This is a genomic window from Trichothermofontia sp., assembly GCF_053493415.1.
Map to the genome: position 1 here is coordinate 1 of NZ_JBRCAD010000149.1, position 10,458 is coordinate 10,458.

General features: G+C 51.7%; 13 protein-coding genes and 1 pseudogene. 12 read left to right on the forward strand and 2 right to left on the reverse strand.

Annotated features, from left to right (window positions below):
• The first annotated feature begins 201 nt into the window (after positions 1-201).
• Complete coding sequence (gene aroH / locus ACWIUF_RS12750) at positions 202-627, forward strand: chorismate mutase (RefSeq protein WP_448572790.1); 426 nt, start codon at positions 202-204, stop codon at positions 625-627.
• A 52-nt stretch (positions 628-679) separates the two neighbouring features.
• Complete coding sequence (locus ACWIUF_RS12755; RefSeq protein ID WP_448572791.1) at positions 680-1,078, forward strand: cupin domain-containing protein; 399 nt, start codon at positions 680-682, stop codon at positions 1,076-1,078.
• A gap of 286 nt (positions 1,079-1,364) precedes the next feature.
• On the opposite strand, the gene cobQ is transcribed toward ACWIUF_RS12755, so the two are convergent.
• Positions 1,365-2,861: a cobyric acid synthase CobQ gene (gene cobQ, locus ACWIUF_RS12760; protein WP_448572793.1), complete on the reverse strand. Its 1,497-nt coding sequence runs from the start codon at positions 2,859-2,861 to the stop codon at positions 1,365-1,367.
• Positions 2,862-2,875: 14 nt separating this feature from the next.
• Positions 2,876-3,319: an Npun_F0494 family protein gene (locus ACWIUF_RS12765; protein ID WP_448572794.1), complete on the reverse strand. Its 444-nt coding sequence runs from the start codon at positions 3,317-3,319 to the stop codon at positions 2,876-2,878.
• A 319-nt stretch (positions 3,320-3,638) separates the two neighbouring features.
• Between ACWIUF_RS12765 and ACWIUF_RS12770 the strand changes: the two genes are divergently transcribed.
• The 10 genes and pseudogenes from ACWIUF_RS12770 to ACWIUF_RS12815 all read left to right on the forward strand — a co-directional run.
• Entirely contained in the window at positions 3,639-4,043 is a 405-nt protein-coding gene (locus ACWIUF_RS12770; RefSeq protein WP_448572795.1) for a heavy metal-responsive transcriptional regulator, read from the forward strand.
• Between the two features lie 51 nt (positions 4,044-4,094).
• Positions 4,095-4,337: a thioredoxin family protein gene (locus ACWIUF_RS12775; RefSeq protein WP_448572796.1), complete on the forward strand. Its 243-nt coding sequence runs from the start codon at positions 4,095-4,097 to the stop codon at positions 4,335-4,337.
• 107 nt (positions 4,338-4,444) lie between these two features.
• Positions 4,445-5,758 (forward strand): permease, encoded by a 1,314-nt coding sequence (locus ACWIUF_RS12780; protein WP_448572797.1) that lies wholly within the window; start codon positions 4,445-4,447, stop codon positions 5,756-5,758.
• Positions 5,742-5,981 (forward strand): nitrate/nitrite transporter NrtS, encoded by a 240-nt coding sequence (nrtS, locus tag ACWIUF_RS12785; protein WP_448572798.1) that lies wholly within the window; start codon positions 5,742-5,744, stop codon positions 5,979-5,981. The genes ACWIUF_RS12780 and nrtS overlap by 17 nt, the downstream gene beginning before the upstream one ends.
• Before the next feature lie 5 nt (positions 5,982-5,986).
• Positions 5,987-6,247, forward strand: a complete 261-nt coding sequence (gene merF, locus ACWIUF_RS12790; protein WP_448572799.1) for a mercury resistance system transport protein MerF — start codon at positions 5,987-5,989, stop codon at positions 6,245-6,247.
• The gene (locus ACWIUF_RS12795) at positions 6,247-6,672 is read left to right on the forward strand and encodes a putative iron-sulfur cluster-binding metallochaperone (protein WP_448572800.1); all 426 of its coding nucleotides are present in this window, start codon (positions 6,247-6,249) and stop codon (positions 6,670-6,672) included. The genes merF and ACWIUF_RS12795 overlap by 1 nt, the downstream gene beginning before the upstream one ends.
• Positions 6,669-7,643, forward strand: a complete 975-nt coding sequence (locus ACWIUF_RS12800; protein ID WP_448572802.1) for a hypothetical protein — start codon at positions 6,669-6,671, stop codon at positions 7,641-7,643. Before ACWIUF_RS12795 ends, ACWIUF_RS12800 begins: the two co-directional genes overlap by 4 nt.
• A gap of 19 nt (positions 7,644-7,662) precedes the next feature.
• Positions 7,663-8,868, forward strand: coding sequence for an anion transporter (locus ACWIUF_RS12805; RefSeq protein ID WP_448572803.1), 1,206 nt, complete (start codon positions 7,663-7,665; stop codon positions 8,866-8,868).
• Positions 8,869-9,237: 369 nt separating this feature from the next.
• Positions 9,238-9,678: an Hsp20/alpha crystallin family protein gene (locus ACWIUF_RS12810; protein WP_448572804.1), complete on the forward strand. Its 441-nt coding sequence runs from the start codon at positions 9,238-9,240 to the stop codon at positions 9,676-9,678.
• 375 nt (positions 9,679-10,053) lie between these two features.
• Positions 10,054-10,323, forward strand: a pseudogene (locus ACWIUF_RS12815) (Hsp70 family protein); the annotation flags it as partial.
• Positions 10,324-10,458 lie beyond the last annotated feature (135 nt).

Here is a 10,458-nt window from a genome sequence, read left to right on the forward strand (position 1 = left end):
GGGTGGGCAGGGCAGGGCAAGGTGTCACGGTCTTGATTAGGCATTCAGCCTCTGAGTGTCAGTGAACCCACGGCGAATCCACAGCGAACCTACTAAGATATGGCAGGTGCGATCGTACCGGTGTGAAAGTCAGATTATTCAGCGCATATTCAGATCAGAGTCTTAAATTCTAATTTAGTGATAGGCAGGGAGGACCTGGGCGTGCAGTGGAGTGTGCGGGCAATTCGGGGGGCGACAACCGTAACCGAAAATACGGTGGCAGCAATTCGCGAGGCAGTGACGGAATTACTCGATGAGGTGGAGGCACGCAATCAAATCAGCCCCACCCAATATATCAGCGTGACGTTTTCCGTAACCCGGGATCTTAACGCGATCTTCCCCGCTGCGATCGCCCGTGAACGTTCTCCCCTATGGGAAGACGTGGCCCTGCTGGATGTGCAACAAATGCATGTGGAGGGCAGTCTGAGCCGGTGTATTCGCGTCTTGATCCACGCCACCCTGCCCGATCCTGATCGCCCGGTTTACCATCCCTACCTGCGCCAAGCCCAACATCTACGGCCCGATCGTACCCGCCTAGCGCCGGAACGCGTCCCCTCCCCATCGGGGGGACCGGGGCATCGCGGCTAGGGTCCCGCTTCGAGCTTAAGCTGTATGCACTCACAATTCCGGGGGAGTTCCGATGAATGTTGATCAGGAAATTGTCACCGTCAGACCGTTAGTAACGGTTGATACAGTGCAAAAATTACCGAATTATGTGGGTATTTCGGGAAAAACGGCGGGTGCCACGGGCCTATCTATGAATATTGTCATAATTCCACCAGCGGCTAAGGCAGAGCCTCATTTTCATGATGGCTTTGAAACGGCTATTTACCTATTGAAGGGTCAAGTCGAAACCTTTTATGGCGAAAATCTGTCTAAGTCGATCGTGAACCAGGAAGGTGACTTTATCTTTATTCCTGAAGGGGTGCCGCATCAACCAGTCAATTTAAGTAATACGGAAGCCGCGATCGCCCTGGTTGCGCGTAATGATCCGAATGAACAAGAAAGTGTACAGCTTTATAGGTTAAATTCGGGTTGAATCAGGGCCATACCTCTAAATTCAACTTCAGGCGATCGCCCAGTGCCAAGGAGACCCCAGCACTGACCCTGGCGACTCGCTAGGCTAATTTAGGGTTCAATCTGGGTCTCCAAGCATTATCGCCATTGTCATTCAGGGTAGGACAAGGGGCTTAAGCCCCTTGTTGATCACAGCCTTTGAAAGGTCCTAATGAGCGTGACTACCGCTATACAAGAACTGAGCCAACCCGGCAGGATGGGCTGGCCAAGTAGGTGCTTGGTCGGCGGGGCTATTCACGCACTAACGGCTAATGTGTGGCTTCTAAAATCGGGGTTAGATCAAGGTGCATGGCCACCGTATCCGCGAGGGCATCAAACATCGCATTGCGTTGTTCCTGATAGTTGGCAATACCCGTTGGCAAGGTCCCTAGACCGCGTTGCCGTCGGAGGTGGTTCAGCCAGGTGCGTCGCCAGGGACCGTTGTCAAACAATCCATGTAAATAGGTACCCCATACGCCTTGATTCGCATCAACAATGCCCAGACTCGTGTCTTCAAATAGGGGGTAATAGGTAGGGGTGGGTGAGGGTGGATCGGGTTCGATAATCTGACTGCGACCTTGATGGATTTCATACCCTGTGATGGGTAACCCTGCCTGGGGAAAGGTGGAGTTTGTCATGCGGCGGCGGGCAATTTTTTGCTCCGTAATTAAGGTACGAATGGGGAGTAGCCCTAGGCCAGGGAAGGTGCCGGACCAGCCTTCGTTGGCCTCGGTATCAATAATGTGTTGGCCTAACATTTGGAAACCGCCACAGATCCCCAGTACGGTCCCACCGGCGGCGGCATAGGCTTGAATAGCCTGATCCATGCCAGACTTACGCAGCGCTTCCAGATCCCCGATCGTTGTTTTGGAACCGGGCAAAATGACCGCATCGGGATGCCCCAGTCGATCCTTGAGGTCCAAATATTCGACGGCTACCGTTGGTTCTGCCACGAGGGGGTCAAAATCGGTGAAGTTAGAAATGCGGGGAAAGCGGACGACACTAATTTTCACCTCTGGTTTGCGACGGGACTGGGGTTGGTGTTCCAGTAAATCGAGGGAATCTTCGGCGGGGAAAATATGTTCAATCCAAGGAATGACACCAATCACCGGAATGCCAGTCCGATTTTCCAGCCAGTCAATCCCGGACTGTAATAGCGTTCGTTGCCCTCGGAATTTATTAATCACAATGCCCTTCACCAAAGCGCGTTCTTCCGACTCCAGTAACTCCAGGGTGCCAATCACATGGGCGAAGGCCCCACCGCGATCGATATCTACCACTAAAAGTGTGGGCGCATTGAGGTATTTGGCAACCCGCATATTCGTTAAATCGCGGTGTTTCAGGTTAATTTCGGCGGGACTACCGGCTCCCTCGCAAATGATTAACTCGTACTCTTGCTTTAACTTTTCTAGCGACTCGGTAATCGCCTGCCAGCCCGCATCGAAAAATTGTTCGTAATAGTCTGCTGCGCTGACGCGACCGGCGACTTTGCCCCGCAGAATGACCTGGGAGGTCATATCCCCCTGGGGTTTAAGCAGGACCGGATTCATCTCTACCCGTGGTTCCACATCGGCGGCCCAGGCTTGTACGGCTTGGGCGTAGCTCATTTCGCCCCCGCGCAGTACGGCATATGCATTGAGGGACATATTTTGGCCCTTAAAGGGAGTCACGCGCCAACCTTGGCGGAAGAGCATCCGGCAGAGGGCAGCCGTTAGCAGAGATTTGCCAGCATGGGAGGTGGTCCCAACAATCATGATCGCTTTCATAGGATCGTGACTCGCTAAAGGGGAAACCGGAACCAGCGGGCGATCGCATTTTGCAGACGATCGCGCCAGGTTGGCTGGGGCAAGTGGGGCGCGGTAGCTTGCCACTGGCTTACAAGCTGATACCCTAATGGGGTCAAGCGAAAACTATCGGTGAGTCCCTGGCCGTCCACTTCTCGCCGTAGCACGCCTACCTGGATCAGCCAAAGTAATTCCTGGTCGGTGGCCCATTCGGACAAGGGTTGGCGGCTATAGCCTGCTTGCACACCCCGATCGCCCGCGATCGCCAGAAGGGGAACACTTTGGTCCAGTAGCGTGGTGAACAGGGTGAGAGGGAAGGGTGAACACACCACCGCCCGGACTGCCCGTTCCAGGGTTGCGGGAGCATACTGCATGGCTGGGAGGGTATGGACAGGGGGCGGATCACTTGCACCAGGGGAGGGTAAAGACGTTACAGACATCGTTATGGGAGCACCTAGGATCGTTTCTCTATGTTCTATCCTAAATGCTGATCTAAATGCAGACACTTAAGGCTGGCTGGTTCTGTAGCCACGGGTGGTTAGGCAGTCATCCGTAAAGTGTAGGTTGGGCAACCAGGACTGATTGGCAATGGCATGGGGCAAGGTTCTGCTTTGGAGCTACAGGACTTCCATTGTTCCGTCCGCACCAACGCAGGGTTAGATGCCCAACCCCTACAACAAACTTTACTTGCCAATCTTGACCTTATACTAAGGTATAAGGTTTAGTATTAGATTACTAGATTGCAATGGAGCCATATCTATGTTTCAAGTGGGGGAAGTCTCGCGTCGGTTGGGTCTTAATCCACAAACGCTTTACTTTTACGAACGGATTGGATTGATCCCACCTCCTGAGCGTACGGTTGCAGGCTATCGACTATTTAGTCAGCAAGATATAGAGCGGTTAGCTTTTATTGTGCGAGCTAAATCCTTGGGGCTTACTTTAGATGAAATTAAGGACATCTTAGTATTAAAGGATGCTCGATCGCTCACCTGCCAAGCGCTCTATGAGCGTCTCCTTAAAAGGGTACAGGAGGTTGAAGAAAATATCCGCCAGTTGCAAGCACTCCACGACGAGTTAATGTCACTCGTTCAATATTGTCAGAAAAATCTAAAGGTTTCTGATAAGGAATGTGTGGTCTTAGATAAGCCACTTGTAAGTTCATAAAAAGTGTGAAGCCATTGCAATCTCAAATAAACTTTTGCAAGGAAGGTTGTTATGAACCCGATCAAAGTTGAAATTTTGGGGACAGGTTGCAAAAAATGTCAGCAACTAGAGGCAAATACGAAGGAGGCGATCGCCAATCGCAATTTGGATGCTGAGGTTGCCCACATTACCGACACGATGGAAATTGTCAAACGCGGTGTCATGAAAACGCCCGCATTGGTCGTTGATGGCAAAGTGCTGAGCCAGGGCAAAGTGCTAGAGCCGAAAGAGATTGAGCCGCTTTTACCTGCTTAACGCTTGCCAGTCAATAACGGATCAGTCGATAACGGATCGACAACGGATCGACGGTTGATCGCCGTTGGCCCTATGTCTCCCCGATCGTTCGGGTAGGAGGATCGTTTATGCATTTTTGGAAATCGGAATGGAAACCGCTACTGTGGATTGTGGTGGGGTTCCTCCTGTGCTTTTACTTGCCAGTAGAACTGATTCAAAATTCCGAACGGCTGAGAAATGCCTTTTTTGAATCACTGTATCTAGTCCGCTGGTATGCGCAAGAGCACGTTCTACTGTGTCTGATTCCTGCTTTCTTTATTGCAGGCGCGATCGCCGTGTTCGTTTCCCAGGATGCGGTGATGAAATACCTAGGAGCCAAGGCGAATAAGGTTTTGGCCTATGGTGTGGCTTCCGTCTCCGGAACAATTCTTGCAGTTTGTTCTTGCACTGTTCTACCCTTATTTGCTGGCATCTATCGCATGGGGGCAGGGTTAGGACCTGCGACGACTTTTCTCTATTCCGGCCCTGCCATTAACGTGCTGGCAATTATCATGACGGCGCGAATTCTAGGCTTGCAACTAGGGATTGCTAGAGCCGTAGGTGCGATCGCTTTCAGTGTGATCATTGGGTTGCTGATGGCGTTTATTTTCCGCAAAGAAGAACTGGAAAAAATCGAAGCACAGGCAGGCTTACCTGAACCGGAGGTCACCCGTCCCCTGTGGCAAAATGCCCTCTTTTTTGCCGTAATGGTGGGCATTTTGGTCTTTGCCAACTGGGCAAAACCCGCGGCAATGGTGGGCACCTGGGCAGCCATCTATGCGGTGAAGTGGTGGATTACGGGCGTGTTGGCGATCGCCCTAGCGGCGATTCTGATTGCTTGGTTTGAACTGAACACAGGCAAGGTGATTTTGATCAGTGCCGTTACCGCAGTTCTGGCATTCCAGTTTCCTGATCAGCCGATGGTTGCCTTTGCGGCGGGTGTGATCGGGTTATCTTGGCTCACTAGCACGAATAAGGATGAAGCCGGAGAGTGGTTCGAGTCTTCTTGGGATTTTGCTAAACAAATTCTGCCCCTGTTGCTGCTGGGGGTGATTGTGGCAGGCGCGTTGCTCGGTCGTCCGGGACATGAAGCCTTAATCCCTTCCGAATGGGTGACACGGGCAGTCGGGGGTAACTCGTTGTTATCAAACTTTGTGGCGGCATTTGCGGGTGCATTTATGTACTTTGCTACGCTAACGGAAGTGCCGATTCTGCAAGGTTTAATTGGCAGTGGCATGGGGCAGGGGCCAGCCCTAGCCCTATTGCTAGCAGGCCCAGCTTTGTCGTTGCCAAATATGCTGGTCATTCGCAGCATTATGGGCACGAAGAAAACGGTTGTCTTTGTATCGCTGGTGGTGGTGATGGCAACCATTTCGGGGATGGTGTATGGGGCATTCTTCTAAACCCAAGGGGTTTTGGCAAGCTTTGATTTACCCCGATTACGCTAAAACTGCCCTCAGAGTTGCGCTGATTGTCGGTTCAATTTTGTTTGCTATTAATCACGGCATGGCGCTCTGGCAAGGACAAATGACGCAAGCCCGATGGTACTCTGGATTGCTCACCTATCTCGTGCCCTACCTAGTCAGTGTTCACGGACAGTATTCTAACCAAACGAAACCACGCTAAACCTTATGAACGCTAAGTCTGCATTCATTGCCAGCCTGACGGGAACTATCGTTGTTGCCCTGTGCTGCTTTACGCCATTCTTGGTTTTGATTTTGGGAGCAATTGGTCTAGGAGCCTGGATTGGTTATCTGGACTACGTTCTACTGCCTGCCCTAGGCGCATTGATTGGGTTAACGCTGTATTCGTACTGGCGCTATCGCCGCTATCGCCGCTGTTGCCGCCAGCCAAAGTTAGAAATTGATGAAATTGCTCAGGAGAAACGTTAATGAATTGTCCCCACGATCGCAGCCAAGGAAAACCAGTCAAAGTACTGACCTTGAAGAGCCTCCTCGTACCCCAAGCGCTGGAACGCCTCAATTCTCAGGCAGACTATCAATTTTGTAGTAGTGCCCATTGTCCTGTTGTCTACTTTTCAGCAGCGGGAGACGTATTCACCCCAGGCGATCTGAAGGTACCGGTGTTTCAAAAAGATCCCGGTGAGGATGTCCCGGTTTGCTACTGTTTTGGCTGGACTCGCCGCCGGATTCAAGGTCTCGACGAACCCTGCTCGGTGACTGAACAGATTAAGCCCCACATGAAAGCGGGCCGCTGTGGCTGTGAGGTCAATAACCCGCAAGGGAGTTGTTGTCTGAAAAATGTTCGCGATTATGCGACTCAATGGCAGGAGCAGCACCAGCACTCGACCGCATGACAAAACTAACGCTGGAACGTAGCCAAATCTGGTTTTACTTCATGAGCCTAGGGTTGGGAGCGTGGTGGGGATGGCAGCACGCTGACGCGGCGGCCCTAGAGCCATTGATCCCGATCGCGCTAGGTCTACTCCTTTACACCACCTTTTGCCAAGTGCCCCTCATCCACCTGCGCCAAGCCTTTCGCTATCGCCGGTTCATGATGGCGCTGATCGTTGGCAATTTCGTCATGGTGCCGCTAGTGGTATGGATTTTGGCAACCCTGCTGCTGAACGACCCCAAGCTGCAATTTGGGGTGTATTTGGTGCTGCTCGTGCCCTGCACCGATTGGTTTTTAACCTTTACCTATTTGGGTGGGGGCAATTTGCCACTGGCGATCGCCGCCACTCCAATTTTGCTCCTGCTGCAAAGCCTGCTGCTGCCGCTATACCTAGGGGTATTCACCGCTAGGCAACTGACCGCTGAAATCGACCCCTCTGCCTTTGTCGATGCCCTAGTCACGCTGATTTTGCTACCGCTGGGAGCCGCCCTGATCACGGAAAAATCGGCTGAATCCCATCCGATTGGGAGCCGTTGGCTAAAACTAACCTCTTGGTTGCCTATTCCGCTGCTAGGTTTAGTTCTGCTGCTGATTGCGGCCTCACAGGTGAATGCCCTGATCGCTCAGCCGCTCCTCCCCTTGGTCAACGTCATCCTGATGTTTGTCGCCTTTTTGGGACTCAATGGCTATCTGGCTCGTTGGCTAGGGCAAATAGCCCGTCTGGATACCCCCAGCAACCGTACCCTAGCCTTTAGCCTAGGGACCCGGAACTCCTTTGTGGTGCTGCCTTTTGCCTTGGCTTTGCCAGAGTCATGGTCGGTGGTGGTTACCATTGTGGTGGTACAGCCATTGGTTGAATTGATGGGAATGATGGTCTATTTATGGTGGGTACCCCAGCGATTGCTCAAGGATACCCCTGCCTCGCACTCTTAAATTAACTATGAAATAGACCATGATACACACGCCAAGTTGGGTACAAGCGGTCGTTTTAGGCGTGAGCTACCTAGCCTTTGGGATAGGCTCTCTCCCTGGGTGGCAAATGAATCGCGCCACCATTGCTCTGGTGAGTGCGGCAGTGTTAATTGGCTTGGGTACCCTGACGCTGGATCAGGCTTGGCAGGCCATTGATGCCCAGACCATTGTGTTTTTACTGAGCATGATGGTAGTGAATGCGTATCTATCCTATGCGGGCTTTTTCAATTTGGCATTGCTGTACCTGCTGCGGTTTACCCAGAGTCCGTTGGGATTACTAGGACTGTTAACCGTTGGGACGGGGGTACTGTCAGCGTTTTTCCTAAATGACACCTTAGCGCTGGTCAGCACGCCCCTGACGGTGCAGTTGACCCGATCGCTGAAGCTAAACCCTGTCCCCTACCTGCTGGCGATCGCCGGAGCAACTAATATCGGTTCTGTGGCAACCCTCAGCGGCAATCCGCAAAACATTCTGGTGGGTTCATTTTCGGGCATTGGCTACCGTGAGTTTGTCTTGGCCTTGGCTCCGGTAGCCATCCTTGGCCTAGGGCTACAGATCGGGTTGCTGTGGTTGCTCTATCCAGAGGTGCGATCGCTCCAGCCCTGTGCGCCACCCTCGCTACCTCGTTTGCGCAGCTATCGGCCCGTGTTGATCAAAACCCTGATCGTTACGGGTTGCCTACTGACGGCTTTTGCGGTTGGCTTACCGCTGGCAGAGTCGGCTTTTTTAGCTGCCGCCGCGCTCCTAGTCACCCGCCGCATTAAACCCCAGCGTGTATTGCAACAGGTGGACTGGTCCTTACTGGTCATGTTTTCCGGACTGTTTATCCTCACCCGCTGCGTGCAAGAACTGCATCTGTTGGCCAGGGTGACCCCGTGGATTGCCCATCCGGCAGGACTGCTGGCGGTAACGGCGATCGTCTCAAATTTGATTTCCAATGTGCCAGCGGTGCTGCTATTGCAGGGCGGAATCCCGCCGGAAGCGACCCAAAGCTGGCTGCTACTGGCGGCGGGTTCTACCTTGGCTGGCAATCTCACCCTGTTTGGTGCCGTGGCCAATTTAATTACCGTCGAAGCAGCAACCGCAGCCGGCTGTCGTCTGTCTGTGTGGCAACATTTGCGGTTCGGGCTACCACTAACGCTGATGACCCTGCTCCTGACTTATATCTGGTTGGTGTGGCGATGATCCTTACCCTTGGCACGTCGCTGGGACGATCGCCCCGTTCGTAGTGCCCGTTTACTCGTCTAAACTACAGTTGATGTACTGAGCGATGCTCCGCATCAGGGTGAGGGACTGGGCCTAGATTTGGCAGGTGATGATTTTTCAAACATCCGCTACAATATTTTGTAGTAGCGACTTCAATGATGATGGACTGAAAATGATGGACTGAAATAGCCTGTAGTAACGACCTTAGTCGTGGCTACACTAAAGTCCATACTACGAAGTCAGACGACTACGAAGCCAGATCACTAAGAAACCAGTCAACTTTCTAGAGACAGTTCATTTCGATTGCATAGACAACACCATTACCTGTACACATGGAGGTAAATTTCTATGGCACTCGTTCGTTGGGAACCGTTTCGGGAAATTGATACCTTGCAACGGCAGATGAATCGTCTGTTTGACGAGCTAATACCCAGCGTCCGTGAAACGGGCAATGGCATAGCCTTTGTTCCCCCAGCCGAAATGGAGGAAACTGCCGATGCGATTCATCTCAAGTTAGAAGTCCCAGGCATGGATGCGAAAGATCTGGATGTCCAAGTATCGGCAGACTCTGTTTCGATTACGGGTGAACGGAAATCGGAAACGAAAACCGAAGAAAAAGGCATGACTCGCACGGAATTTCGCTATGGCAAGTTCCAGCGGGTAATCCCATTGCCTGTGCGAGTACAAAACACCCATGTACAAGCCGAGTATAAGGATGGCATTTTGAAGCTGACGTTGCCCAAGGCTGAAGAGGAAAAGAACAAGGTTGTGAAAGTGAATCTCAGTTAATCTCAAGCTACAGCAGCCATCTTGGGTAATTTTTAATTGCCTTTGCATCAAGGGGATCGGGAACAGGAACCTTCGCTATCCGGAAAACCGATCCCTTTTCGTCTGCCTCCAATTCTATACTCTTTTTATAGAGCGGTTCTTTAGGCGTCAATCTACAGGAACTATTGCTTAGAGAAAACTTGCTGAAGGAGAATTGCAGATCAAATTGCAGCTACAGAACACTAAATTCTAGCTACCTTACGAAATCTGTTCAGCTTGTAATCACAGCTTTAGTCAGCCTCAAAAGCTGTGATTAGGCTCTTTTGGCTCCATTGAGCGTGCTGTTGATCGTGCCATAACCGTTTTAGAATATTTGGAATCTGGAGGAAACAAACAATGGCAAAAGTCGTTGGCATCGATTTAGGAACGACAAACTCCTGCGTGGCCGTAATGGAAGCAGGACAGCCCGTTGTCATTGCTAATGCTGAGGGCAGCCGAACCACGCCATCGGTTGTCGCATTCACCAAAACGGGTGAAAAACTCGTTGGACAAATTGCCCGACGGCAGGCAGTGATGAACCCTGACAATACTTTCTACTCGGTCAAGCGATTTATCGGACGCAAGTATGGTGAAGTCACCGAGGAAGCCAAACAAGTTTCCTACCAGAAGTGTTGAATCCAGATATAAAACTTTACACTTGAGGGTGCGAGAGTCATACAAGCGTTTCTGGAAGCAAATCGTAGCTCCAATGGACGAGCGAACAGCGACGGCTGAGTTCTAGTTGCAAATAGCGAAACTTGT

Excerpts from the sequence above, each read along its gene's own strand:
- cobQ (WP_448572793.1), bottom strand. The coding sequence starts at position 2,861 with ATGAAAGCGATCATGATTGTTGGGACCACCTCCCATGCTGGCAAATCT.
- ACWIUF_RS12780 (WP_448572797.1), top strand. The coding sequence starts at position 4,445 with ATGCATTTTTGGAAATCGGAATGGAAACCGCTACTGTGGATTGTGGTG.
- ACWIUF_RS12775 (WP_448572796.1), top strand. The coding sequence starts at position 4,095 with ATGAACCCGATCAAAGTTGAAATTTTGGGGACAGGTTGCAAAAAATGT.
- ACWIUF_RS12805 (WP_448572803.1), top strand. The coding sequence starts at position 7,663 with ATGATACACACGCCAAGTTGGGTACAAGCGGTCGTTTTAGGCGTGAGC.
- nrtS (WP_448572798.1), top strand. The coding sequence starts at position 5,742 with ATGGGGCATTCTTCTAAACCCAAGGGGTTTTGGCAAGCTTTGATTTAC.
- ACWIUF_RS12755 (WP_448572791.1), top strand. The coding sequence starts at position 680 with ATGAATGTTGATCAGGAAATTGTCACCGTCAGACCGTTAGTAACGGTT.
- ACWIUF_RS12795 (WP_448572800.1), top strand. The coding sequence starts at position 6,247 with ATGAATTGTCCCCACGATCGCAGCCAAGGAAAACCAGTCAAAGTACTG.
- ACWIUF_RS12810 (WP_448572804.1), top strand. The coding sequence starts at position 9,238 with ATGGCACTCGTTCGTTGGGAACCGTTTCGGGAAATTGATACCTTGCAA.
- merF (WP_448572799.1), top strand. The coding sequence starts at position 5,987 with ATGAACGCTAAGTCTGCATTCATTGCCAGCCTGACGGGAACTATCGTT.
- ACWIUF_RS12765 (WP_448572794.1), bottom strand. The coding sequence starts at position 3,319 with ATGTCTGTAACGTCTTTACCCTCCCCTGGTGCAAGTGATCCGCCCCCT.
- ACWIUF_RS12800 (WP_448572802.1), top strand. The coding sequence starts at position 6,669 with ATGACAAAACTAACGCTGGAACGTAGCCAAATCTGGTTTTACTTCATG.
- ACWIUF_RS12770 (WP_448572795.1), top strand. The coding sequence starts at position 3,639 with ATGTTTCAAGTGGGGGAAGTCTCGCGTCGGTTGGGTCTTAATCCACAA.